This window comes from Tractidigestivibacter sp., assembly GCF_057241865.1.
In genome coordinates, this window is the sequence record NZ_DBHHPX010000037.1 from 1 (window position 1) to 25378 (window position 25378).

Annotated in this window: 23 protein-coding genes and 1 tRNA gene; 23 read left to right on the forward strand and 1 reads right to left on the reverse strand. The window is 64.6% G+C overall.

Translation table 11 applies throughout. The features are described from left to right. Window positions 1-58: 58 nt before the first annotated feature. The 20 genes from ACO59D_RS10650 (at window position 59) to ACO59D_RS10745 (ending at window position 21397) form a co-directional block, all read left to right on the forward strand. On the forward strand, window positions 59-808 hold the full coding sequence (locus ACO59D_RS10650) for an SDR family NAD(P)-dependent oxidoreductase (protein ID WP_130811715.1): 750 nt from the start codon (window positions 59-61) through the stop codon (window positions 806-808). A 363-nt stretch (window positions 809-1171) separates the two neighbouring features. Further along, window positions 1172-1852 carry a dTMP kinase gene (gene tmk, locus ACO59D_RS10655; RefSeq protein ID WP_485126962.1) on the forward strand — a complete coding sequence of 227 codons (681 nt, stop codon included), beginning with the start codon at window positions 1172-1174 and terminating at the stop codon, window positions 1850-1852. Beyond that, window positions 1839-3008, forward strand: coding sequence for a DNA polymerase III subunit (locus ACO59D_RS10660; RefSeq protein WP_485126963.1), 1170 nt, complete (start codon window positions 1839-1841; stop codon window positions 3006-3008). The genes tmk and ACO59D_RS10660 overlap by 14 nt, the downstream gene beginning before the upstream one ends. Further along, window positions 2987-4618: a PSP1 domain-containing protein gene (locus ACO59D_RS10665; protein ID WP_485126964.1), complete on the forward strand. Its 1632-nt coding sequence runs from the start codon at window positions 2987-2989 to the stop codon at window positions 4616-4618. Before ACO59D_RS10660 ends, ACO59D_RS10665 begins: the two co-directional genes overlap by 22 nt. Window positions 4619-4625: 7 nt before the next feature. Beyond that, window positions 4626-5054, forward strand: a complete 429-nt coding sequence (locus ACO59D_RS10670) for a 6-pyruvoyl trahydropterin synthase family protein (RefSeq protein ID WP_485126965.1) — start codon at window positions 4626-4628, stop codon at window positions 5052-5054. Window positions 5055-5281: 227 nt separating this feature from the next. Continuing rightward, window positions 5282-6343 (forward strand): glycoside hydrolase family 5 protein, encoded by a 1062-nt coding sequence (locus ACO59D_RS10675; RefSeq protein ID WP_485126966.1) that lies wholly within the window; start codon window positions 5282-5284, stop codon window positions 6341-6343. Beyond that, window positions 6340-7206, forward strand: a complete 867-nt coding sequence (gene rsmI, locus ACO59D_RS10680; protein WP_485126967.1) for a 16S rRNA (cytidine(1402)-2'-O)-methyltransferase — start codon at window positions 6340-6342, stop codon at window positions 7204-7206. The genes ACO59D_RS10675 and rsmI overlap by 4 nt, the downstream gene beginning before the upstream one ends. A gap of 76 nt (window positions 7207-7282) precedes the next feature. After that, window positions 7283-8908 (forward strand): helicase HerA-like domain-containing protein, encoded by a 1626-nt coding sequence (locus ACO59D_RS10685; RefSeq protein ID WP_485126968.1) that lies wholly within the window; start codon window positions 7283-7285, stop codon window positions 8906-8908. 114 nt (window positions 8909-9022) lie between these two features. Next, the gene (gene metG / locus ACO59D_RS10690) at window positions 9023-10630 is read left to right on the forward strand and encodes a methionine--tRNA ligase (protein ID WP_130811730.1); all 1608 of its coding nucleotides are present in this window, start codon (window positions 9023-9025) and stop codon (window positions 10628-10630) included. 6 nt (window positions 10631-10636) lie between these two features. After that, window positions 10637-11467, forward strand: coding sequence for a 16S rRNA (adenine(1518)-N(6)/adenine(1519)-N(6))-dimethyltransferase RsmA (gene rsmA / locus ACO59D_RS10695; RefSeq protein ID WP_485126969.1), 831 nt, complete (start codon window positions 10637-10639; stop codon window positions 11465-11467). A gap of 34 nt (window positions 11468-11501) precedes the next feature. Beyond that, window positions 11502-12515: a TatD family hydrolase gene (locus ACO59D_RS10700; RefSeq protein ID WP_485126970.1), complete on the forward strand. Its 1014-nt coding sequence runs from the start codon at window positions 11502-11504 to the stop codon at window positions 12513-12515. An 81-nt stretch (window positions 12516-12596) separates the two neighbouring features. Further along, the gene (locus ACO59D_RS10705) at window positions 12597-13358 is read left to right on the forward strand and encodes a ComFC family protein (RefSeq protein ID WP_485126971.1); all 762 of its coding nucleotides are present in this window, start codon (window positions 12597-12599) and stop codon (window positions 13356-13358) included. 883 nt (window positions 13359-14241) lie between these two features. After that, window positions 14242-14832: a ribosome hibernation-promoting factor, HPF/YfiA family gene (gene hpf, locus ACO59D_RS10710; protein WP_207302683.1), complete on the forward strand. Its 591-nt coding sequence runs from the start codon at window positions 14242-14244 to the stop codon at window positions 14830-14832. A gap of 18 nt (window positions 14833-14850) precedes the next feature. Continuing rightward, on the forward strand, window positions 14851-15933 hold the full coding sequence (locus ACO59D_RS10715) for a DegV family protein (RefSeq protein WP_485126972.1): 1083 nt from the start codon (window positions 14851-14853) through the stop codon (window positions 15931-15933). Between the two features lie 77 nt (window positions 15934-16010). Beyond that, complete coding sequence (locus ACO59D_RS10720) at window positions 16011-17057, forward strand: NAD(P)-dependent oxidoreductase (protein ID WP_485126973.1); 1047 nt, start codon at window positions 16011-16013, stop codon at window positions 17055-17057. Between the two features lie 6 nt (window positions 17058-17063). After that, the gene (locus tag ACO59D_RS10725) at window positions 17064-17543 is read left to right on the forward strand and encodes a hypothetical protein (protein WP_485126974.1); all 480 of its coding nucleotides are present in this window, start codon (window positions 17064-17066) and stop codon (window positions 17541-17543) included. Further along, the gene (locus ACO59D_RS10730; RefSeq protein WP_485126975.1) at window positions 17544-18326 is read left to right on the forward strand and encodes an NYN domain-containing protein; all 783 of its coding nucleotides are present in this window, start codon (window positions 17544-17546) and stop codon (window positions 18324-18326) included. It abuts the gene before it with no gap. Window positions 18327-18353: 27 nt separating this feature from the next. Beyond that, complete coding sequence (locus ACO59D_RS10735) at window positions 18354-18944, forward strand: hypothetical protein (protein WP_485126976.1); 591 nt, start codon at window positions 18354-18356, stop codon at window positions 18942-18944. 227 nt (window positions 18945-19171) lie between these two features. Beyond that, the gene (locus tag ACO59D_RS10740) at window positions 19172-20074 is read left to right on the forward strand and encodes a hypothetical protein (protein ID WP_485126977.1); all 903 of its coding nucleotides are present in this window, start codon (window positions 19172-19174) and stop codon (window positions 20072-20074) included. A 132-nt stretch (window positions 20075-20206) separates the two neighbouring features. Next, window positions 20207-21397 (forward strand): purine-nucleoside phosphorylase, encoded by a 1191-nt coding sequence (locus ACO59D_RS10745; protein WP_485126978.1) that lies wholly within the window; start codon window positions 20207-20209, stop codon window positions 21395-21397. Between the two features lie 119 nt (window positions 21398-21516). On the opposite strand, the gene ACO59D_RS10750 is transcribed toward ACO59D_RS10745, so the two are convergent. Then, the gene (locus tag ACO59D_RS10750; RefSeq protein ID WP_485126979.1) at window positions 21517-22326 is read right to left on the reverse strand and encodes a spermidine synthase; all 810 of its coding nucleotides are present in this window, start codon (window positions 22324-22326) and stop codon (window positions 21517-21519) included. Between the two features lie 200 nt (window positions 22327-22526). On the opposite strand from ACO59D_RS10750, the gene ACO59D_RS10755 reads away from it, so the two are divergent. From ACO59D_RS10755 to ACO59D_RS10765, 3 genes are all read left to right on the forward strand, one after another. Continuing rightward, window positions 22527-22602, forward strand: a tRNA-Thr gene (locus tag ACO59D_RS10755). Between the two features lie 573 nt (window positions 22603-23175). Beyond that, the gene (locus ACO59D_RS10760) at window positions 23176-24624 is read left to right on the forward strand and encodes a zinc-ribbon domain-containing protein (protein ID WP_485126980.1); all 1449 of its coding nucleotides are present in this window, start codon (window positions 23176-23178) and stop codon (window positions 24622-24624) included. A gap of 82 nt (window positions 24625-24706) precedes the next feature. Next, entirely contained in the window at window positions 24707-24892 is a 186-nt protein-coding gene (locus ACO59D_RS10765) for a hypothetical protein (protein WP_485126981.1), read from the forward strand. Window positions 24893-25378 lie beyond the last annotated feature (486 nt).

Genomic DNA, 25378 nt, shown 5'->3' on the forward strand with positions numbered 1-25378 from the left:
CATCAAAGCATCCGGTATCCGGCTCTCAGATGCAACGACTTGAAGATAGGAGGCCCACATGTTTGACATCAAGGGAAAGGCCGCCATCGTCACTGGAGGCACCTCGGGCATTGGCCTTGCCACGGCGCAGGCACTTCTCGCCAAGGGAGCCAAGGTCGTCGTGGCTGGCCGCAACGCCCAACGCGGCGAGAAGGCCGTGGAGGAGCTTTCCAGAACGTCTTCCGAGGTCGCCTTCTGCCAGGCAGACGCGTCGAACGAGAAGAGCGTAAGGGACCTGGTCGACTTCGCTGTCGATCGCTTTGGCTCCTTGGACATCATGGTCAACAACGCCGGTACCGGTACCATGGCAACGGTGGACGAGATGACCGACGAGGACTGGCGCCAGGTCATCGACATCAACCTCACGGGCGTCTTCTACGGCGTCAAGTACGCGGCCATCCAGATGAAGAGGCAGGGTCACGGCGGGGCCATCGTGAGCACGTCCTCCATCGAGGGTACGATTGGCGACCCGCTCATCCCGTCGTACTGTGCGGCAAAGGGCGGCGTGAACCTGCTCACGAAGTCATCCGCGCTGGCGCTGGCAAAAGACGGCATCCGCGTGAGCACGGTGAACCCCGGCTACGTGGATACTCCACTCGTGAGCGCCGAGCTCATTGGGCAGAAGCGCCACGATGAGCTTCTCGCCATGCACCCGCTTGGGCGCTTTGCCAAGCCCGAGGAGATTGCGCACGCCGTGGTCTTCCTTGTCGAGAACGAGTTTGTCACGGGAACGCAGCTCTATGTCGACGGCGGCTACACCGCGCAGTAGGATGAGAGGTACCTGGCGTTACGGCCCTCTGGTGCACTTGTGTGCCAGGGGGCTTTGCTTGGGTGCGGGACGGCTGCGGGTGCGGGACGGCTGCGGGTGCGGGACGGCTGCGGCGACGGGTGGGATCGGCAACGGCTGGCCTGCTCGGAATCATTGCGCGTCCATTGCTGATGTTCGGAGCACAACTGGGAGGATATCATCGTTACCCTATACGAGTGCGCAATAATTCTCAGTGCGATAAGGGCCACCATCTGCACCTGCTGCGCAAACACGCCCTTGCCCCACCAACTCCCCACGATGACCTGCTAAAGTAATCCGGCTACCCATGCAATGGCGTACGAAGGCGGGAGGAGGCATGTGTCGGTGGCAGCGGGGAAGACATCTGAAGGACGGGGCCTGTTTGTGACCCTCGAAGGAATCGACGGCTGCGGCAAGACTACGCAGGCGGCGAGACTGGCTACAGCGCTCGAGGCTGCCGGCTGTGACGTAGTGCGCTTGCGCGAGCCCGGCGGTACATCTATCTCCGAGAAGATCCGCGGCCTGTTGCTCGATGCCTCCAATGCCGAGATGTGCCCCGAGTGCGAGCTGCTCCTCTACGAGGCCAGCCGCGCGCAGCTGGTCCGCCAGGTCATCGAGCCCGCGCTCGAGCGCGGCGCCATGGTGGTGTGTGACCGCTTCTTCGACTCGACCCTGGCCTACCAGGAGGCCGCACGGGGTCTCTCGTCCAAGACTGTGCGAGCGGCCAACGCGCTGGGCAGCTGTGGCGTTACTCCAGATCGCACGGTTGTCCTAGATATCGATCCGGTGGTCGCGTCTTCCCGTGCCACCGAAGGCGGCGTCGACCGCCTCGAGGCGGAAGGGCTTGCCTTCCAGAACCGCGCGCGCGCGGGCTATCTGCGCCTTGCCGAAGAGGAGCCAAGCCGCGTGCGCCTGGTGGACGCCGCCGGCACGCCGGATGAGGTATACGGCGCTCTTGTCGCCTCCCTTGCGGACGTTCTCCCCGTGTCGCTCTTCCCGGAGGTTGAGCATCATGGCCGCCGCTAGGGAGGGCTCCGTGCCCGCATCCGCGCACGCCGCTGTCGTGCTTGATGCGCTTAGCGACCAGCCGCGCGTCCGTGACCTGCTCACCGCTGCTGTGAGAGAAAACCGTCTCTCGCACGCATATCTCTTTGTGGGGGTGCCGGGTTGCGGCATGGAGGAGGCCGCTGCCGCATTGGCGCAGTGCATTGTCTGTCCCAATGGTGGCTGTGGCACCTGCGACGATTGCCGCCGCGTGGAGCATCGCACCCACCCCGACGTCCAGTGGCTCTCGCCGGGAAGCGTAACCGGCTACCTTGTTGACCAGGTGCGCACCCTCATCGAGGGCGCGACTCGCGCGCCCAGCCGTGCCCGCGCGAAGGTCTACGTGCTTGAGAGCGCGGGTCTTCTCCGCGGCACGTCGGCAAACGCCTTGCTCAAGACCATCGAGGAGCCGCCCGAGGGCGTGGTGTTCATCCTTCTCGCCCGCTCGGTGGCATCGGTGCTGTCCACGATTGTCTCTCGCTGTCAGGTGGTGCCGTTTCGCACCATTGCACCCAGCGTGGCTCTCGACGAGGTCATGCACCGCTCCGGTGCAAGCGAGGATGAGGCGAGGATCGCACTATCGGTTACCGGCACTCCCGCGCGTGCCTCGGAGTTTCTCGCCTCTCCCTCGCGCCGTGAGGTGAGGCGCCTGGTCGTTCGCATCTTGGACGAGCTTGGTCGTGACGATTCGTGGGACATGCTCTGCTCGGCACGTGACCTTTTGGCTGCCGTGCGCGTGCCTTTGAGGGACGTCCAGGTGGCTCAGGACGAGGCCGCTAAGGAAAGCGCAGACTTCCTTACCGCATCGGCGCTCAAGCAGGTGGCCGACGCAAACAAGCGCGAGCTTACGGTACGTGAGCGTTCCGGTATCATGGAGGCCCTGGCCGCTGCAGACTCTCTTCTGCGCGACGTGCTCGTACGCTGCGAGGGCGTGCCGCAAAAGATCGTGAACGGGGACGCGGCCGCCGTGGTCGACCGCCTTGCCGCATCCACAGGAACGCGCGGTGCACTTTCTGCGCTCGAGGCGGTTTCTGCAACGCGCGACGACCTCGCGCACAACGTATCCCCCCAGCTGGCCCTTGAGGTCATGCTTCTTCGTATCAAGGAGGCGCTCGCATGCCCACCGTCATTCCGGTGAAGTTCAAATATGCTGCCCGCGACCTGTGGTTTGACGTCGCGGGCACCGAGGCCGTCGAGGCAGACCACGTGATCTGCGCCACCGAGCGTGGCCACGAGATTGGCCTTGTCACCGCAGACGCTCGCGAGATGAGCGCCGAGGACCTCGACCGCGTAACCAACCATGCCCAGCTCAGATCCGTGCTTCGCGTTGCAAGCGACGAGGACCTCGCCCACGCAGAGGAGCTTGCCGATGAGGGCGAAAAGGCACTCCCCGTCTTTAGGCGCCTGGTCTCCCAGAGCGAGCTCGACATGAAGCCCGTGGGCGTCGAGTACCTCTTCGATGGCGGTAAGGTGGTCTGCTACTTCTCGGCCGAGGAGCGCGTGGACTTTCGCCAGCTGGTGCGCGACCTCTCCCGCGAGCTCCACGAGCGCATCGACATGCGCCAGATTGGCGTGCGTGAGGAGGCTGCCGTGGTGGGCGGTTGGGGGCACTGCGGCCAGGAGCTGTGCTGCACCCGCTTTGGCCTCGCCTTCGAGCCGGTTTCCATTCGCATGGCAAAGGAGCAGGACCTGCCACTCAACTCTACCAAGATCTCGGGTGCGTGTGGGCGCCTCATGTGCTGCCTGCGCTATGAGTTCGAGGCGTACCGCGACTTCAAGGGCCGCGCCCCCAAGCGCAACGCTGTCATCGAGACGCCGCTGGGCAAGGCCAAGATCGTGGAGTACGACACCCCCAAGGAAGAGCTTTGCCTGCGCCTGGAGAACGGCAAGCAGGTGCGCGTGCCACTGGCCGAGATGATTGCCTCCGATGCCGCCGTAAAGAAGTCCAAGGACCTGGGCTGCGCCTGCCGCCCTGACACGGTGACGCGCGACGCTCTCGAGCGCCTCCAATCGCCTGACGTTCGCATGGCTTTGGCCGAGCTTGACCGTGCGCACGGCGTGACGCCTCCCGAGGGCTTCGACGACGCGGACCTCTTCGTGCGGCCCAAGCGCCGTCGCAGGCGCGCGAGTGACGGCGGTGCGGCCGAGGGTGCCGAGAGGCGCCAGGCTGCGGGACCGGAAGTTACGGATGCCGCCGATACCAAGGGCGAGCAGCAGCCCACGAGACGCCGCCACCGCAACGGTCGTACGGCACGCGTGGAGCTTGCTGCCGAGGAGTTCGAAGTCACGGTGACCAGCAACATGGAGGCCGATGCGGATGCGCCTAGGCCCACACGTCGCCGCAGACACCACCGCGTCACTGGAAGCGCAACCGGCGTCGAGGGCGGGCAGGGTCGCGGGATGGGTGCCGAGAAGGGCACTGGTGCCGGCGCCAGACAGGCGCAGGGCGCGCAGCAGCGGCGTCGCACGCGTCACCCGGGCGACCGCAGGGGTGCTGCAGCGCAGGGCTCCAACGTCTCCAGCCAGGGTGGTCCCTCTCGCCCCGGCAATGGCCGGCAGGGTGGCCAGGGTGGCCGTCCCGCGCCCAAGCACATGGCACCCACCGATGGTGCCGCAGGCCAGCCGGGCGCAGACGGCACCGCACCCAAGCGTCGCCGTCGCCATCGTGGCGGCCGTGGACGTCGTGGCGGCGGCGAGGGTGGTTCTGCAGGCAACGGCGCGCAGCCCTCGGCGCCGACAGGGGAGTAGGTGGCTCGTGTACGAACTCTCGACCGAGTACTGGTTTGACTCGGCGCACTTCCTGACCGGCTACAACGGCAAGTGCGAGAACCTGCATGGCCACCAGTGGCGCGTGACCGCCTACGTTCGCTCAAGGGAGCTGGGCGCCTCGGGCACGGAGAGGGACATGGTCGTGGATTTTGTCGCGTTCAAGCGCATCGTGCGCGAGGAGTGCGACGCGCTCGACCATACCTTCCTTGTGGAGGAGGGCTCCCTTAAGCCCGCGACGCTCGAAGCGCTCGAATCCGAGGGCTTTAGCCTCACCATTCTTCCGTTTCGCACCACGGCCGAGAACCTCGCACACTACCTTTTCGACCGGCTTGTCGCGCGTGGGCTGCCCGTTGGCCGCGTGGACTGCAACGAGACTCCCAACAACCGGGCGTCGTACGCACCAGACCAGGGGTAGGCGGGGCCCGGGCCCCAGGGGCCGCCCGGGTGGGTCCCAGGGGCCGACCAGGCCAAGGCCCCAAGGTCCTTCTCGCCACCGTCACACAATCGTTGCCGAACGTGTGACGAGCGCAGGACGTCACACAAACGCGTCCGAATGTGTGATACAGAGCCGCGCGCCTGAACCCGCTCGCCTGCGCTACACTCTGAAGAGGCGCTGAACTTTGATGGGAGCGGAGGCGGCGCATGGCAGAGAACGCACTTCATGGCGTCAACCTTACCGGTTGGCTTACGCTTGAGTCCTGGGTCACGCCGGAGCTCTTCTCCGGATCCGGGGCCCTTGATGAGCCCTCGCTGGTCACATCGCTGGGGGCAAAGGGATATCGCGAGGTGGTCAGGCGCCACCGCGCCCGCTTTGTGACCAAGGAAGACTTCTCTCGCATAGCGTCTCGTGGCTTCAATGCCGTGAGGCTGCCCGTCCCCTGGTACGTCTTTGGCGAGAACGGTCCCAACCCCGGTCCCCACCAGGGCTGCATCGAAGAGGTTGACCAGGCGCTCGAGTGGGCCGAGGAGATCGACCTCAAGGTGGTTTTCGCGCTGGCGGTAAGCCCGGGCGTCCCCGGAGACGAGCAGGCCTGGAGCAGCTTCACCGACAACCGTGGCATTCGCGAGAACGCCCTTTGGGTCCTCTCCCAGCTGAGTTCGAGGTACGCCTCGCGTATGGGCTTCTACGGCATTGAGGTCGCAGATGATGCCCGCATCCAGGTACGGCATGGCCTGAGCGTCACCGACGGCATGCCTGGCCATCAACTGAGAAACTACTACCGCGCCGCGTACGACCGCGTGCGTGAGGCTGCGGGCCCAGAGCCGGTGGTCATTCTCCCTGATGCGGGCATTCCCACCGATTGGCGTCGCTTCATGGCGCAGCGCCAGTACCAAAACGTGTGGCTTGACTGCCACCTGGACAAGCCGTCTGCCATCATGGCCGACATTGGCTACGTGCCTGGGGCAAACACGCTTGGCGTGCGGAAGATCATGACGACCATCCATCGCCACATACGAGAAGACCAGCGAAGCGGCCTTCCCGTGATGGTGGGCAAGTGGTCATCGGCGCTTCCCATCGCAGATGCGGCCATGACACCCGAGGGGCGTGTGGCACTCGAGCGTATCTACTCATCAGAGCAGCTCACGGCATACGAGAAGCTCCCGGCGTGGTTCTTCCAGACCTGGAAGACCACAGGAAGGCTCTCGAGCTGGGATGCCCGCGTGGCGCTCTCGTCGTTCGAGCGGGGGATCATCTCCAGATGACAGGCATTCTCTCCGTGGTGGGCACGCCCATCGGCAACCTCGAGGACGCCTCTGCGCGCGTGATCAGGACGCTCTCCGAGGCAAGCGTCATTCTCTGCGAAGACACGCGGGTCACGGGCAGGCTTCTCTCGGCCTTTGGCCTGCACGTGCCTCTCGTGCGCTGCGACGAGAACGTGATTGCGTCAAAGATTGCCCCTGCGCTTGCGCGCATGAAGGCGGGCGAGCGCGTGGCCTTTGTCTCGGATGCGGGCATGCCGGCCGTGAGTGACCCCGGCCAGCGCCTGGTTGATGCCGCGCTTGACGCGGGCCTCCCTGTCGAGGTTGTGCCCGGGCCCTCGGCCGTGACGTGCGCCGTTGTTGCGTCTGGCCTGGCGTGCGAGCACTTCTTCTTCGAAGGCTTCCTGCCTCGCCGACATTCCGCGCAGCTGGCGCGCCTGGACGTCTTGGCGCAGGTGCCCGGGGCAATCGTCTGCTACGAGTCCCCGCATCGCGTGGTCGCAACGCTTGCAAGCGTGGCCGAGGTCATGCCGCACCGTAAGGTGGCCCTGGTACGAGAGCTTACCAAGCTGCACGAGGAGGTCGTGCGCGGCGTGGCACCCGTGCTTGCCGCAGCCGTGGCGGCGCGCGACGAGGTGCGCGGGGAGTGTGTCATCGTGATTGCGCCGCCCACAGATGAGGAACTTGAGGAGAGCCGCCGTGGCATTGCGGATGCCGGCGCGCCTACGCTAGAGGAGGCCATCTGCGAAGGGCTTGCTGCCGGTGAGCCAAAGTCTGCGCTGGCAAAGCGGGTGGCCAAGGACTTCTCGGTTCCTCGTGCAGAGGTCTACGATAAGGTTGTGGCAGCAGCCGCCAGAAACACGTGATGCAAGTGCCCGTCGTCCTCGCGCTACACTGCACCTGTTTAGGATGATTGCAAATCAGACCACGTTGGGAGGTCCCATGCTCGTAGACAACAAGATCTGGCTCGCCCAGGGCGAGAAGCCCTGCTGCCTGCTGCTTGGACAGGCAAACCGTCACGGACTCATCGCCGGCGCGTCCGGGACGGGCAAGACCGTCACGCTCAAGGTGCTTGCCGAGGGGTTCTCCCAGGCAGGCGTGCCTGTCTTCATGGCAGACGTTAAGGGCGACGTCACGGGCATGGCGCAGGCCGGCGAGATGACAGACTTCATCCGCAAGCGCTGCGAGGACACCTTCAACCTCAAAGAGGGCGAGGTCAGCTTCCAGGGTGCACCGGTTCGCATATGGGACATGCTGGGCGAGAAGGGCATTCCCGTGCGCGTGACCATCTCTGACATGGGACCGGTCATGCTCGCCCGCATCCTTGGCCTCACGCAGGTCCAGGAGGGCGTGCTCAACATCGTGTTTCGCGTGGCAGACGAGAACGGCCTCCTCCTCATCGATCTCAAGGACCTGCGCGCCATGCTCGCCTTCGTGTCTGAGCACGCCAAGGAGTACCAGTCCACCTACGGGAACGTCTCGCCGCAGTCCGTTGGCGCCATCCAGCGCGCGCTCATCTCAGTGGAGGACCAGGGCGGCAATGTCTTTTTTGGCGAGCCTGACCTCGACCTCACTGACTGGTTTGCCTGTACGCCTGACGGCCGCGGCTACGTGAACGTACTGAACGCCGCCAAGCTCATTCAGACCCCGCAGATCTATGCGATGTTCCTGCTTTGGATGCTCTCCTCGCTCTTTGATACCCTGCCCGAGGTGGGAGATGCCGAAAAGCCCAAGTTCGTGTTCTTCTTTGATGAGGCTCACCTGCTCTTTGATGATATGCCCCAGGAGCTTGTGGACAAGATCGTGCAGGTAGTGAAGCTCGTGCGATCGAAGGGCGTGGGCGTCTACTTCATTACGCAGTCGCCGGCAGACATTCCCGACGAGGTGCTGGCCCAGCTCTCGAACCGCGTGCAGCACGGCCTTCGCGCCTATACGCCGGCCGAGCAGAAGGCCGTGCGCGCGGCATCGGCGAGCTTTAGGCCAAACCCGGCGTTCGACTCGGTGCAGGCGTTGCAGGACCTGGGCACCGGTGAGGCGCTCGTCTCGCTGCTCGACGAGGAGGGCAGGCCGTCGGTGGTGGAGCGTGCCCGCGTGCTCTTCCCGCAGTGCCGCATGGCGGCGGCTGATGCCGACGTGCTGGATGGTGTCTATGCGGCCCAGGCAGACCTCATGGAAAAGTACGGAACCGCCATCGACCGCGAGAGTGCCTACGAGCAGATCCAAGGGCAGCGCGACGTTGCTGCGGCAAACGCCCAGCTTGCGGCTGAGCGTGTTGCCTTCGAGAAGGAGAAGGCGGAGTTCGAGGCCAAGCGCCAGAGGGAGGCCGAGAAGGCCGCCAAAGACCAGCAGAGGGCAGAAGAGAAGGCCGCGCGCGAGGCAGAGCGCGAGGCCGCGCGTGCCGAAGTCGCCGCCCAGAAGCAGGCAGAGCGCGAGGCCCGCGAGCGCGAGAAGGCCCAGCAGGAGGTCGCCAAGCAGGTGGGGAGGGTCGCCACCTCGATGATTGGCTCCTTTGGTCGCGAGGTCACGAGACAGCTTGCGCGCGGGCTCATGGGGAGCCTCAAGCGGTAGGCGTGAAGACGTGATGTCGGTGCGCTGTCGGCGCTGTGCGAGGCTCTGGGGTATCATATTCGCTTGCACATACGCGCCCACGGCGCACCATCCATCATGAGGAGACCGCAAGCCATGGCCAAGCCAAGCTTCTTCATCACCACGCCCATCTACTACGTTAACGCCAAGCCGCACCTGGGCACGGCCTATTCGACTGTCCTCTGCGACGTCGAGGCCCGCTACCGTCGCGCGACTGGCTACGACGTGAAGTTCCTCACGGGTATGGATGAGCATGGCGAGAAGGTCGCCGAGGCCGCGGCCAAGCACGGCATGACCCCCCAGGAGTGGTGCGACTCGCAGGCCCCGCTCTTCAAGGACCTCTGGCGCGATCTCGAGATCTCCAACGACGACTTCATCCGTACCACCGAGAAGCGCCAGCATGACGCCGTGCAGTACCTCTGGGAGCGCATGAAGGAGTCCGGCTACCTCTACAAGGGCTCCTATGACGGCTGGTATTGCGTGCCCGAGGAGACCTACTACACCGAGACCCAGGTCTCCAAGTCCGACGAGGAGCACCATACCGAGGGCCAGCACCTCTGCCCTGACTGTCGCCGTCCGCTGGAACGCGTGCAGGAGGAGTCCTACTTCTTCAAGCTCTCCGCGTTCCAGGACCGCCTGCTCAAGCTCTACGACGAGCACCCGGACTTTGTCCAGCCCGACTTCCGCATGAACGAGGTGCGCAGCTTCGTGGAGGGTGGCCTTCAGGACCTCTCGGTTTCTCGCACGGGCTTCGATTGGGGCATCCCCGTGCCCTTTGACGAGAAGCACGTCACCTACGTGTGGTTCGACGCCCTGCTCAACTACATGACCGCTGTGGGCTATGGCATGGACACGCCCGAGGGCGAGGCCGAGATGGCATATCGCTGGCCTGCCCAGTACCACGTGGTGGGCAAGGACATCATCCGCTTCCACTGCGTGATCTGGCCGGCCATGCTCATGGCCATTGGCGAGGCTCTTCCCGAGCACGTCTTCGCTCACGGCTTCCTTATGGTGCGCAACGAGGAGACCGGTCAGGGCGAGAAGATGTCCAAGAGCCGTGACAACGCCATTGCGCCGCAGGACGTGATTGACCTTCTTGGCGTCGAGGGCTACCGCTACTACTTCATGACCGACGTCGTGCCTGGCGAGGATGGTGCCATTAGCTTCTCTCGTATGGAGCAGGTCTACAACGCCGACCTTGCCAACAGCTGGGGCAACCTTGTTTCCCGCGCGCTCAACATGAGCGCGAAGTACTTTGGCGGCAAGACGCCCGAGCTGGCCGATGGCTGGGCAGACGATGAGAACCCCCTGCGCGAGATTGCCCAGGGCATTGGGGGGCGCTACGTCGAGCACATGGACAAGCTCGAGTACGTCCAGGCCAAGGACGTCGTGATGGAGCTCGTGCATGCAGCCAACCACTACGTCGAGGACTCTGCACCCTGGACCGTGGCCAAGGAACCGGCGCGTGCGGGCGAGCTTGCCCAGATCATCGCGAACCTGCTCGAGTCCATCCGCATCTGTGCGCACCTGCTGTCGCCGTTTATGCCGCAGGCCTCGGCCGAGGTGCTGCGTCGTATGGGTGCGGGTGACGAGGTCGACACCACGGACCTTGCCTCTGTGTGCACGTGGGGCCGTCTTGTCGGCGGCGTCGAGGTGACGAAGGGCGATGCGCTCTTCCCGCGCCTGGCGACGGCGAAGAAGTAGCATACGGTGGCATACTCGAAGCTGGCCAACCTGCGTGAGACCCACGCGGTCCTCGAGCGCTTTGGCTTGGCCACAAAGCACCGACTTGGCCAGAACTTTCTGGTGGATGACTCCGTGATCGGGCACATCCTGGAGCTTGCGGAGCTTGACCCCGCAGACGCTGTGCTTGAGGTGGGGCCGGGCATCGGCACTCTCACGGTAGCCATGCTGCCGCGCGTGGGTGCCGTCTGTGCCGTTGAGGCCGACCGCCAGCTCGAGCCCGTTCTCGGCGAGACCTGCGCCCAGGACTCCGACCGGCTTCGTCTGGTGATGGGGGACGCCCTGAAGGTGATTCCGGATGGGCTGCCGTTTGCGCCGGGCAAGTTTGTCTCGAACCTGCCATACCAGGTGGCGGCGACGCTCGTCTTGAAGGTGTTCTCCGAGGTGCCCTCCGTGCAGCGGGCCGTCGTGATGGTGCAGGCCGAGGTCGCGGAGCGCATCTGCGCCGCGCCGGGGTCCAAGGCCTACGGTGCCTACACGGCAAAGCTGGCGCTTCTCGGCCGCGTGACCGGCCGCTTTGAGGTGGGGCCGGGGTCGTTCAGCCCACCGCCGCATGTGAACTCTGCCGTGGTGCGCATCGACCGCGCGCCGCTTGAGGGCGTGCCCGCCACGGCGCCCGCCGTGATCGATGCGGCGTTCGCCCAGCGTCGCAAGACCATTCGGAACTCGATGGTGGCGTCTGGGTACGAGAGGGACGCGCTGGCCGCGGCCTTTGCGACGTGCGGCATTGCGCCTGGCGTGCGCGCCGAGACCCTCTCGCCTGCGGATTTCGTGCGCCTTGCTGGCGCGCTGGGGTGACGGACCCGAGGCGGCGGAAAGGCGGAACGCGAACATGTCGCAGGAACTTCTCGGGCTGGACGCCCTGACGCTTGAGGACGGGCACCTCTTTCACGACCGAAGGGGACGCCCCTGCGAGCTGCCCACATCGCCTGCGCCGCTTGCGGACACCCATGGCCACCTCACGAGCTTCTCGCGACATGACCCCTCGACTGCCATCTGCCGTGCGGCGCTGGCTGGCGTCCGCCTGCTGGTGGTGCCGGTCGATCCGGTGGATGAGGTCCCGCGCCTCTTTCCCTCGGCAGCTGCGTACCTCTCATGGATAGACGAGCAGGTCGAGCGTGCCACCGAGCGCTTGGATGAGTGCGCGGCGCACGGCTTTGCGCCGCCCGGGCCGGCGGGGTACCCAGCCCTTCCGCCGCTCGTGGAGCGCGTCCGCATCGTGGCCGGGGCGCACCCCTACGGAGCCGCGCGGCTGGATGACGCCGCGCTTTCTTGCCTGGGTGATTTTCTCGCCAGCCCGCGCTGCGCGGGCGTGGGCGAGATTGGCCTGGACTTTGGCCCGTACAACGAGCTTCCTGCAGACGTGCAGGAGGTTGCGCTCAGGCGTCAGCTTGCCGTTGCCCGCGATCGCGGCCTGCCCGTTGAGCTGCACATACGAGACGGTCAGGACCCAGATGACCACTCGGCGCATGACCTTGCCGCGCGCGTGCTGGCCGAGGAGGGCGTACCGCCTGCTGGCTGCGACCTGCACTGCTTCACCGACGGCCCCGAGGTCATGGCTCCCTTTGTTAGGCTTGGGTGCCACATTGCCTTTGGGGGAGCCGCTACGTTCAAGCGCTCCGATGACATCCGCGATGCGGTCGCGGCCTGTCCTGCCGAGCTTCTTCTCTCCGAGACGGACTGCCCCTACATGGCACCCGTCCCGCTGCGTGGTGAGGAGTGCGAGCCCGCCATGGTGGCCTTCTCGGCTGCCTGCATTGCGACGGCTCGCGAGGATGCTGGCGTGGCGACAAGGGACGAGACGTACGCCGCCCTCTGGCAGAATGCGTGCGCGCTTCTCGGATAGGGAAAGACGGTGCGGCACCTGCGTGCTACCATCAGTTCCAACCGAGAGGCGACCCCCATCCATGCGCGCGATGGGGGTCGCATGCCGTTTGGGGGCACACACGCTACGAGACGTCCTGCCATCAGGGCGGCATCGCTTCTCGCCTCCGGCACCGCCGAGCTCCTGTGGCCCACGCGCTGCGTCACCTGCGAGATGCCCGGCGAGCTTGTCTGCGAGGGATGCCGAGAAAGCCTTCCCTGGATTTGCCAGCGCTGGGCCTGCCCCGACTGTGGGGCTCCCTTTGGGCATCTCACCTGTACCGAGTGCGAGCACGACTGGGAGATGCGCGCGACCATCTGCGCGCTTGGGTTTGCCGGCACGGCGGCGCGCATGGTCTCGTGCCTCAAGGACGCGCACGAGCTGCGACTGGCGCCGGTCATTGCGGCTGCTATGGCAACGGCGCTCGACGAGGCCTCTGCCTGGCCGGCACGTGATGGCTGTTCCCGCTTTGACCTGGGCGCGACCGATGCCATATGCTTTGTGCCCGCCACCTCAGCGGCGTTTGCCCGGCGCGGCTTTGACCACATGGAGCTTGTCTCGCGTGCGCTTTGTCGCGAGGAGGGCCTTGCCCTGGCCGACGTTCTGGTGCGTCCGCGCTCGCGCGACCAGCGCACCCTTGGGCGAGAGGAACGTGCGGCCAACCTCGCGGGCACCGTCTTTGTGCGCGACGACGTCTCGGGGCTTGACCTCTTGCTGGTTGATGACGTGATCACTACGGGGGCCTCGATCCGCGAGGCCACGCGGGCACTTCTCGCACGTGGAGCTGCGTCGGTCACGGCGTGCGCCTTGGCCCGCGTGTGGTAGGCATGGGGCTTGGCGAGGCCTCTCGCCTGCTATAATCGGCTGCGTTCCGCCCAGGTCTGTGGTTGCGGGCGCTTTCGTGCGCCCAAGTTCATGGCAGACGAGGCCAAAAGGATCCACGTAAGCCGCGGGGTGCGCCCGGCGGCGAGCACGGCTCGTCCTAGAGGTAAGTCGCACCGCCCGTTAGACAAGAGGCATACGGCCTCGCGGGCGAGAGGACCGTGAGTTAGGGGCCGAGTAGCCCCAAAGCGGAGGTCCCAGTGCGCGAGTGTGGGGTCGAATACCAGGTCAGCTGGGTGGAACGCCTTTCTCGACGGATGGGCTTCAAAGTGCTGGGCCGTAAGCTGCCCTGCTGGCAGCAAGTCTCGGTGGTGCGTACACACGACCGGTGGGTTCTGCCAAGCGCCCGGCGTTTGCCCAGTTGGGCGAGAAGGCCATGGCAACAGGCAGGGATGGTGCGTACGCACGACGGTGGTCCGTTGCCACGGTGGGGCTCCCAGAGATCGGAATTGTCAGCAAGTCTCGGTGGTGCGTATGCACGAAGCCGAATTTCTGCCCTCGGGGGCCAGCCCGCCAGGCAGTACCGCCAACGGGATCCGGTACTCGTGGATTCTCGCCGTTTAGCAATCGCTAACCGTCGAGAATCCACGCCAACCCGGCCCGCGCTTGTCGCCTGCTGTCCCCAAAGGAAAGCTGTGGGCCAGTTGCAACCTGCCAAGGGATGCAAGCGGCCTGCCGTCCCTCGTCGCGTCACCACTGCCCCTGTCGCCTACGCCGCCCGCCGTCCTCGCGCGTAGCCTGCATCGGCTTTGGGTACCAATCATATACGGCCAGACCCGTGTTGGCGTTTGCGTGGGAATGGCATGGCAATCGATTGGAGGCACGCATGGTGGACATCAAGATTTCGGGCCGCAAGGTCACCGTTTCCGACGCGTTGCGTGACCGCGTCAACGAAAAAATCGGAGACGCCCTCAAAGTGTTCGACATCTCGCCCATGAGCTGCGACGTTGTGCTTCGTGTTGACAAGAACCCCTCGAACCCCGATCGCAAGACCTGCGAGGTTACCGTCTTTGTGCGCAAGAACGTGGTGCGCGTCGTTGCCAGCGCGGATGACATGTACGTCGCCATCGACGAGGCGGCAGACAAGGTCACCCGCCAGCTGCGCAAGTACAAGACCCGTGTCATCGACCGTCGCCAGCGCGCCCAGGTTCCGCCTGCGCCGGTACCCAGCGCAGACGAACTCGCCAACCTCATCACACCCATGCCGGAGGAGGCAGACGACCAGCTCGTGCGCGAGAAGTACGTTGAGCTCACGCCCATGAGCGAGGAGGAGGCCCTTGTCCAGACCGACCTCCTCGGCCATGATTTCTATGTGTTCACGAACGCCACCACTGGCTTGGTCAACGTCATTTACCATAGGAAAAGTGGCGGCTACGGCATCATCAAGCCCAAGGTCGAGGAAAACCCGGACGCGTAAGCGGGAAAGACGGAGCGAATGGCAAAAGAGGCAGACCAGAAGACCATAAGCGTCCGGGAGGAAGCTCCCCAGCCAGCACAGGCGCCGGCCGACGTCGAAGGTGTCGGCCGGCGCTACCATCAGAGGCGCAACGTCAAGATCATTGTCGACTCCACCTCGGACTACGCTCCCGGCGTGGCCGAGCAGCTCGGCGTCGAGGTCATTCCCTTCACCTACGTGGACGCGGAGGGCGTCGAGCACCTCGACGACATGTGGAAGACCCAAGACCCCCACGAGTTCTACGAGAACATGCGCAAGCACCCCGAGGTCCACTACACCACCAGTGCGGTGACGCCGGGGCGCTACCTCGAGGTGTTCGAGAAGGCGGCCGAAGAGGGTCTCCCCATCATCTACATGGGACTTTCCGAGGGCCTCTCGTCCTCTATCAACTCGGCGCGCCAGGCGGCAGAGATGCTGCGCGAGAAGAGCCCAGGCGCAGAGATCTACGTGCTGGACAACCGCTGCGACTCCGCGGCAGGAGAGCTTCTCGCCATCGAGGTCGTCCGCCAGGCGTCAAACGGCCTTACGGCCCGCGAGCTCTATGACTGGGCATCGGATGCGCGCTACTTCATCCACGGCTACTTCACGCTCGACAGCTTTGACGCGCTTGCCGCAGGCGGTCGCATCCCGCCCGCGGCGGCCAACGTGGGCGGCAAGCTCGACATAAAGCCCGAGCTCTCCTACGACCTGAACGGTGCCCTCACGCTGCGCGGCATGTGCCGTGGTCGCAAGAAGGCGCTGCGAGCGATCATCCAGGACTTCCGCGACAACTACGCGCACGACCCGTCGCTGCCGCTTGCCATTGTCTCGACCGACGCCGAGAAGGACGCAGACTGGCTCGAGCACGAGATCCGCAAGGAGAAGGGCTGCGAGGATGTCACCATCGTCCGCTCCTCGGTCTCGCCCATCCTGGGTGCCCACGTGGGTCCGGGCATGGTCGCCCTCGTCTTCTGGGGCACCGACCGTCGCGAGAAGCTCTCTCTTACCGACCGCATTGCCAAGCGCGTCCGCGGCCGTGCGGGCGCTGGTGACACACCTTCTGCGTCAGGCGCAGACGCCTAGCTCTCGGTACGCAACCGGGCCGTCCCGCAGTGCGCACATTGCCGGGGCGGCCCACCTCTCATGAAAGGACCATGCACATGCCCACAACCCACAGGACCAAGGTCGCCTTTATCGGCACCGGTATCATGGGTGCCCCTATCGCTGGCCATATCCTGGACGCTGGCTACGACCTCACGGTGAGCAATCGCACCAAGTCGAAGGCCGAGGGGCTTCTCGCCAGGGGTGCCCATTGGGCGGACACCCCCGCCGAGGCTTGCGCCAACGCGGACGTTGTCTTTACCATGCTCGGCTATCCCGCAGACGTCGAGGACGTCTACCTCTCCACCGACGGCTTGGTGCGGGCCGCAAAGAGGGGCGCCTATCTCGTTGACCTTACGACCTCCTCGGCGCAACTTGCCAAGGACATCCACGACGCCTGCGAGGTAGATGACAAGCATGCCTTCGACTGTCCTGTGACCGGTGGTGACACCGGCGCCAGGGCAGGCATGCTGACTCTCATTGCGGGGGCAAAGGAGAGCGATGCTGCGCCTGTGCTGCCCATCCTCAAGACCTTCTCGGACAAGATCTATTACATGGGCGGGGCGGGCAAGGGCCAGACGGCCAAGCTCTGCAACCAGGTCTCGCTCGCCGCATGCATGGTGGGCTACGCAGACGCGATGGCCCTCGCCGAGCAGGGTGGCCTCGACGTTGCCCAGACGCTTGACATGGTGAGCCATGGCATGGGCGGCTCCGTTGCCATGGAGCGCCTCTCACCCAAGTCGCTCGAAGGCGACTACAGGCCTGGCTTCCTTGTGGAGCACCTGCGCAAGGACCTGGGCCTCGCGCTTGCGCAGGCCGAGGACACCGACGTCACGCTGCCTGGCGCCGAGACCGCCTATACCCTCTATGACATGCTGTGCCAGATCGGTGGCGCACGCCTGGGCACCCAGGCCATAAGCCTTCTCTACCAAGACGAGGCCGCCTGCGCGGCCGCGGGTCTCGACTGGTCCAAGCTCGACGTGGAGGACCTTGCCAATGACGGCTCCGACGAGGGCCGCTGCTGTGGCGGCCATGGTGGCGACGGCTGTTGCGGCGGGCATGGCGAGGGCGGCCACTGCTGCCACCATCACGGCGACGAGGAGTAGCTCCGCATGGGGGAAGCCAGCCTCGACACAGCGAGCTTTGCAACAGCCATCTTCGTGATCATGCTCTTTGCCTTTGGCCTCGTTATTGGCGAGCATGTGGGCGAAGACATGGGTGCCAAGTGCGTCGAGCGCCGTGACTTCCACATCATGAGTCTCAAGATCATAGGCATTGGGATCCTGGCCTCTGCCGCGGTGTGGGCGGTTCAGATGCTCACCCTTGCGGGTGTGGTCTTTGGTCTTATGGTAGGCGTGCTTGCCGGCGCAAGGATGGGCTTTGGCGAGTCCGTGGGACCTTGGAAGTTTGCTGACAGGTACTTCAACGTGAACAAGGGCCAGTCGGAGCGCGGCAATGCCGAGAAGGCCCGAGGCCGTGCCGTGCGCAAGGCGCGCAAGGAGGGCGAGCCCGAGCCCGAGCTCATAAGCGTGCAGACGGACGCCCCCAGCCCCACGAGCGGCGCCAACGCAAAGAAAGGAAACAGGCACTAGATGGCAACGAATGAGATGCCGCAGAGTTCCATTGCGGTGTTCATAGACTATGAGAACCTTGCGCTGGGAACAGGCAAGCGCAGGAGAAACGGCCACCAGGAGCCGGGCCCCGCACCCGACGTGAAGCTCATCTTGGAGCGCCTTGTCGACAAGGGCCGCATCACGGCAAAGCGCGCCTATTGCGACTGGCAGCGCTTTGACACGGCGGTCACGCCCCTGCACGAGCTGGGCATCGAGCTCATCGAGATTCCAGACCGCGCCTACACGGGCAAGAACTCGGCCGACATCCGCCTTGCCGTGGATGCTGTCGAGATGTGCCTTACCAAGGACCACATCGACACCTTCGCGATTCTCTCCGGCGATTCGGACTTCTCGCCGCTCGTCGCCAAACTCAAGGAGTTTGGCAAGACGGTTATTGGTGTGGGCATGAAGGAGTCCACGAGCTCGCTTTTGGCCGAGGTCTGCGACGAGTTCATCTTTTATGAGGACCTCACGCGCCAGGCGGGCATCCCGGACTTCTCGCAGAAGGTCCCCAAGGAAAAGCAGCCCTGCTACCAGCTGCTCTTCGAGACGATTGACGCCCTGCAGCGCGAGAGCGACTCGTTTATCCTGGCGAGTCGCCTAAAGGACACCATGCGTCGCAAGCGCCCGCAGTTCTCGGAGGGCTCCTTTGGGTACCGCTCCTTCACGGCGCTTATCCGCGAGGCTGCGAAGCTTGGCTTTGTCGACATCCACCAGGACCCCAAGAGCGGAACTGTCGTGGTCGACGGCTTCCACGAGTAGCGCGGGGCACAGAGAGGAGACTTTGCAATGGCAGAGGAGAACAACAAGGCGATGAGCGCGGCGGGCGTTGCGGCGCTGGTCGAGGGCCTCTCGGCTTCGAGTCGCAGGCATCGCCAGGAGATGTCGCAGGACATCGCGGCCGTGGCGGCAAAGGACCCGTCTCTGCTTGCGGGCCACATCGACGCGCTGATCGACGCCCTCGACCGTCCCGAGGCCCAGACGCGCTGGGAGGTGCTTGGCGCCCTCTCGACCATGACCGACAACTACGCCGACCAGGTGAGCGCCGCGTTCGATGGCGCCGAGGCGTCACTCTTCGATGACGATTCCGCCACGGTGCGCCTGGCGGCATTTCTCTTCCTGTGCCGGCTTGGCTCCACATCACCCGAGCGCTCCAACCGGGTCTGGCCGCTCCTGGACGAGGCCATCCAGTGCTACCACGGCGACGCCGAGTACCGCGACATGCTCGAGGGGCTTCTCGGCTTTGTGGGTGGCAGCGTCTCCAAGAAGACCGCCAAGGCGCTTGCCGCTCGCGTGAAGTTTGATGCCGAGAGCGGCAGTGGCTACATCAAGCAGTTCTCGGGCGACATTCTCGCCACTGCGAAGGACAAGGCCAAGTAGCGGCAGCTTGAGCGTGGTGCCACCATATGCGCGTGGTGCCGCGAGCGCGACTCGCCGGCGCGTGGCCCCTTCAGATTGGCTGCGTGCATGTGCGAACATGGGGGAGCATGCCCGGTCGAGCCGGTCGACCCTGCACTCTGCGGTAGAATGCCACGCGTATGTATCCGTCGAGTATCGATTGCAGATTCATGACGCGGGCCTTCCGCGCCGGTTCGAGAGGTGAGCACATGGCAGACAGCACTACCGAGAACACCAGTGTCAAGGGGGGAACGGCTACGACTTCGGGCGCCCCTAAAGGTACGAAGCGTTCGCTGGGCACTCCGATCTGGATTGCCATCTGCGTCGTTGCCCTGGTCGTGGGCGTCCTGTGCGGCCACTTCCTGCTCTCCAGCGGCTCGGGTGCGGCGTCGGGCAAGATGACCGTCAGCGACTCCGAGCTTGACTCCACCATTGCCACCTACACCTACAGCGGAACGAGCCACGCCATCACGACACGCGAGGTGTTGGAGCAGAACGGCACGCTTGACAACCAGGCCAACAGCGACGGCACCTACAACGTACCCTCTGCGGACAGCATCCTGAACTATGCCCGCAACAAGGTCATCCTTGCAGAGGCAGAGGCTAAGGGCATTACCGTGAGCGACGATGACGTGAGCGCATACGCCCAAGGCATGCTCGGCACCGATGACTATGCAACCATTGGCTCCAACTATGGTCTGGACGAGGACGCGACCAAGTCGCTTCTCCATGACGCTGCGGTCATCAAGAAGCTCCGCGACTCCGTGATTACCACCACAGTGCCCGACCAGCCCACCGCCCCTACGGCGCCTTCCGACGGCAATGAGGACACCGCTTCCGCTGAGTACGCGCAGTACATCATCGGCCTTGCCGGCGACGAGTGGGACTCCACCAACAACACCTGGGCCAGGACGGACGGCTCGTATTACCCGGCGCTCTCGACCTACTCGATTTCCAACGACTCAGCAACGTACGCGGCTGCCGAGCAGGCCTACTACGTGGCGTACTCCAACTACTCCACCACCGTCTCCCAGGCGTCGAGCGAGTGGACCACGTATGTGAACACCCTGCTTGCGAACACCTCCATCCAGATGAGCTCGCTCACGGTCTAGCCCTTTGGAACTGCTCGTTAGCTTTGCCTGATACGGGACGGGGCCTTGCTCCCCGTCCCGTTTTTCATGGTCGCTGCCAGCTCTCTGGCGGTATGGCTGCGCGGCGGAGAGCGCCGCGGGGAAGGAGTGCATATGCGTGCGATCGTGAGTGCCTGCCTCCTGGGAAGGCCCGTGCGCTACGACGGTGGCGCGAAGCCGTGCCAAGCGGTAATCGACCTTGCCGAGAGGCTCGAGGTGACGCCTGTGTGCCCCGAGACGGCAGCGCAGCTGCCCGTGCCGCGTCCGCCCGCAGAGCAGCGCGACGGGCGCGTGTGGCTGCGTGACGGCACGGACGTGACCGAGGAGTTCCAGCGCGGAAGCGAGAGGATGCTGGGCGTTGCTCGCCGGACAGGGGCACCGCTTGCCGTCCTCAAGGCAAAAAGCCCGTCGTGTGGCGTCCACCTCATCTACGATGGTACGTATACCGGAAGTCTTACCGAGGGGGAGGGTGTCTTTGCCCGTCTCCTCGAGGAGGAGGGGATCTGCGTGGTTAGCGAGGAGACGGTCGAGTCCTGCAAGCCTTCGGTGGAGCATCCCGTTGCCATCGTGCTGGGGACGGGCCTGGGACATCTGGCCAAGCTCGTGAAGCCCGTGCGTCGTATTGGCTATCACGAGATCGAGGGCTTCCCGGAGTCCGCGCGTCCCGTGAAGGGCCACGATTTCGAGGCCACGGTTGGCACCATCGACGATGTCCCGGTGGTGGTCTATCCCGGCCGCATCCACCTGTACCAGGGCTACTCCGCCTCGGAGGTGACGTCGCTTGTGCGCCACGCGTTCCGGCTTGGGTGCCGTGACATCATCTTTGCCTGCGCCACGGGCGCGGTTGAGGGCAACGCCAAGGTTGGCCTGGGTATTCTCACCGACCAGATCAACCTTACGGGGAGAAACCCGCTTGCCGAGTGGGATGAGCTTCGCGATGTTGACACGCCGTTCGTGGGCATGAGCGAGGCCTTCTCGCCATACCTGCGCACTATTGCCCAGGGCGTGGCAGATGATGCAGGCATTGGGCTGCAGCACGGCGTCTACGTCGGAATGCTTGGGCCCTCGTTTGAGACGCCGGCCGAGGTGGGCGCCCTGCGTGCGCTGGGGGTGTCGTTTGCGGGCATGTCGACGGTGAACGAGGTCACCATGGCCCGTGCGCTCGATATGAACGTGCTGGGACTCACGCTTGCCACCAACATGGCGGGCTCTGCCGACACGGACCACAAGTCGGTGCTGGAGTGCGCCGCACACTACTCCGAGGACTTCGAGCGTCTCGTCCGTGGCGTGCTGCGGATGCTGTAGGCGACGCCCGCGCCGGGGCCGGCTCGTCTCGATCCCCGCCGCTCTCCTCTCCGATCCATGTGAGGCGAGGAGAGCGGCGAGGCGCGAAAGCGAGAGGGCGAGAGGGCGTGAGCCGCCGGCTATAGCGAGGCGTCACGCAGGGCCTCGCCGAGGAAGTCGTCGTCGAAGGGGATGGCATCGGGAAGGTCGAGGGTGTCGTCCGAGGCAAAGACGATGTAGTTCTCGCCGACGTTCTGGTGGTCGACCACGAGCGTGATCTCCACGTGGGCGAAGGTGGCCGCAAGTCCCGCGGCCACGCTCCTCAGAAAGACGTTGCCCGGGTCGTTCTCGTCTGGAACCACGTTGGCGAGAAGGACTCCGTGCGGGGAAAGCGCCTGGTGGACGGCCCGGAACGCCTCGACTGTGGCGAGGGTGCGCACGGGAGCGTCGCGGACGAAGGCGTCGAGGACGATCACGTCGTACGAGGAGGGTGCGACGTTGCCGAGCACCTCGCGACCGTCAGCGCAGATCACGTTGAGCTCGCCCCCGCCGCGTCGCTGCAGTTCGCAGGCCTCATCGAGAAAGAACCATCGGCGCGCTATATCGATGACGGCAGGGTCGATCTCGACCACGTCGGTCACGACGCCTGGGTGCTTCTCGGCGACGAACTTTGGAAACGCGAAGCCACCGCCGCCTATGGCGAGAAGTCGCCGCGCATTGGGCACCAGGTCAAAAACGCGGCCAAAGGTCCTGTGATAGGCAAACGGGGGTTCCATGCGGTGGGGGCCAAGCAGCGTCGCGGACTGCCAGACGCCGCCCGTGCTGAGAATTCGCTGCCATACGCCGTGCGCACGCGTCGTGCGGACGAGGGCGAGGCCGGACTGCGTGCGCACTACGTGGGGGAGAAGCTCGGCGGGGGTGGGGAAGTAGCCACTGTCGTCGTGTGCCATTCTCGCCCCTTCCGTGGCCTTGGTAGGTCCACTATCTTAGCGGCGTCGTGTCCTGCTGAAGCTTGGCGTCGAGGCGGCGTTCGGGCGGCTACGTCGGGCGGCCACGTCGGCCGGTTGCCGCGAGGAGTCGTGGAGAATTCCACCACGACGCTTGCAAAGCAGGGCGTGTCCCCGTATAGTAATTGAGCGCTCAAGCGTAGGCCAGCATAGCTCAGTTGGTAGAGCACCGCTCTCGTAAAGCGGGGGTCATCAGTTCGAGTCTGATTGCTGGCTCCATCTAATATCGCAGGCCATGGGCATTGTCTGTCAATGGCCTGTTTGCTTTTTTTGTTTGCGGCAGATCCACACTTCGAGCGTGATAGGGAAATGCGAGGCAGCCGTCCGGGCACGACCTATGGCGCTACCCATGATGACTCCCGCCCTCGCGGCCAACGGCAACCGGCATACCATCACAGTGAACGCCGCCCGACACGCACCCTCGCCGCCTGGATGGCACGAATGTGCGGTTGGTGGCAGTTTGCGTGAGAATCTTTATATGTCCCGTTCGATGTCGTAATTTGCTGATCTGCAGTTCAACAAATATCAAACCAGTTTATACTCGATGCACCCTCGAAAAACTGCCACGAACCGTAAAAAGTTGCCAACCGGGCTCGTTGCGAGTGGCAGCCGTCCTCACATCGACCGCCGAGATGCCAAGTCGTGAAGCGGACATGGGACCCAATCGCTGGCTGTCGCAGGATTAGCGTCTGCCCTTTCGCGCACCCTGAGGAATGCCTGAATGGCGGACAACGTCCGTCGTTGATCGGATTTCCCGATAGTACCCAAATCGGCCAAAGCGAGGGTTCTGCCATGAAGCTGACCAACTCCGAGCTCGACGACATCCTCGCCACCGCGGGGCTCGAAATCGCGCAGCCATACTCCGCGAGCGGGAAGTACCGCAAGGACAAGTACCTCTTCACGTGCTGCAAGAGGTATGGCATTGAGACGCACTATCGTCTCAAGTACATCCTCGACAACAACGGGAGATACGAGAAGACCTGCCGCGCATGCTTCTGGATGGGCTGGTACGGCCGGTCACGTTCTCTGCAACATGCGGGAATCAAGGACATGCTCGACCATGACGCCAGCCTCGATGACCTCATCGACCAGGGCGCGGTGACCCCGAGCCAAGCCATGGGCCTCGCCGACGCGCGGAAGCTCGCGGCGGAGAACGGCTACGAGCTGGTTGACCTCCTTCGCGGGGACCGACCGGGGGACGATCTCCTCGTTGTGAGGTGCAGGGCGTGCGGAAAGCAGACCGTCGAGAGACCAGGTGACATGAGGTTCGGCTGCTCGTGCGGTGGGAGGTCAAAGGGCGTCGCGTACGGCAGCGAGGCCGTCAAGGTAGAGAGGAACGCCACCCCCGTGGCGGCCGACGAGAACCAGGACAGTTCGCCGAGGTTCCTGGTGGGATCGGGCTACGCGTGCCTCGCATGGTGGGACGCGGACGCGAACGGCGGGAGTGTGCCATCCGACCTCACCAGCCGCTCCCGCCAGGATTTCTGGTGGAAGTGCCCGGAGTGCGGCTGCCGCTTCCGTGCCCCCGTCTACACAATGACCTCGTCGCCGCGTTGCCCGGTATGCGCCGCCAAGAGGAGTGCGGAGTTCGAGGTCGAATGGAAGGCCCTCGACCACATGACGGCAGTCGACTTCCCTGACCTCCTCGCGGCCTGGGACGACGCGCACGACCCGAGGACCTTGCCCGTGACCAGCTACCAGCTCGTCCACCTGTGCTGCCCGAAGGGCCACCACCCCACGCAGACCCTCTACAGCTACCTCTCGAACGGATGGATGGTCTGCAGGGGGATCGAAACCAAGGCGTCGCCGGACAAGGAGTACCTCGCGACGACAGATTCAGAGCTCGCGGCCGAGTGGGTTCGACCCAGAGACGGCGGTAACTGGACCCCGCACAACATCGAGGACGGAAGCAAGCGCTTCATCGTGTGGCGCTGCATCGCCTGCGGTCACGAGTGGGAGGCCACGGTGCACGCCAGGCAGCTTCGCATGAACAACCGCTGTCTCGCCTGCGGCAAGGTGATGGGGTCGCTCGCCTGGAAGTATCCGCAGCTCGCGGCGGAGTGGAGCCCAAGCAACCCGATAAGCCCATGGAACACGAAGCCCTTCGGCAATCTGGGCTTCATCTCCGAGTGGGTGTGCTCGAAGAACCCCGAGCACGTCTGGCGCATGACGACGGCCACTAGGATCAACAAGGGTCGCGGCTGCCCGTTCTGCGAGAAGGAGGAAGGCGAGCAGGGCTGACCCTCGTTCGCCCATGCTCGCGACCGTCCCTGACCTTCTCATCTCCCTCCGGGGAGACAGCACGACCGCATGACCAGCGGGGGTGCGGGGCGAGAAGGACGCCTGCCGTCCCTCCGTACCAATCAAGGACACTTCCGTGTGCTGGATCAGTGTCGACCGAAAGAATGTTGCCATGGCGCACATGGATGCTGAGGTCCTATTTGGGGGTGCGAGCTCGATCCGCCTGGCTGGACGCAGGACCGATACCATCCCTGCGTCCAACCCGTAGCATCGACCGGCGTATCTGCGATATCGGGCCACGGAGGCGGGGATGGTGTATGGAATTATTGCGCGTCCGTTTTTGATATTCTGACCTCATCTGGGGAGATATCAAGGTTACTGTCAGCGAGCGCGTAATAATCCCTTGCCCGAGGGGAATCTTGCGGTACACCCACCACACAGACGCGCTGCGGTTGAACGGCTGTCGATTCTGTCCCTGCATCCAACCGTGGAGTTCTGCTCGCCCAAAACCTCACGCGTGACGTTTTCTTCGCAGCGTAAGCTTTTCTCCGTCATGCGAGGCTTTCTCCGCGGCGAGGATCGCTCACCTCTTCTGTCTATAGCGCCAACATGCGTCGACTCTCGCCGCCTGGGCCCTTGAGGGGACGAGCACCACATCGTCCCCTGCATCGCGGGTGCCCTCCTCCCTCGTGCCCCTCACCCATTACAGTCTGGGTTGGCTCTTGAGGGCTGGGGCGCAGCCGACGACGGTCGG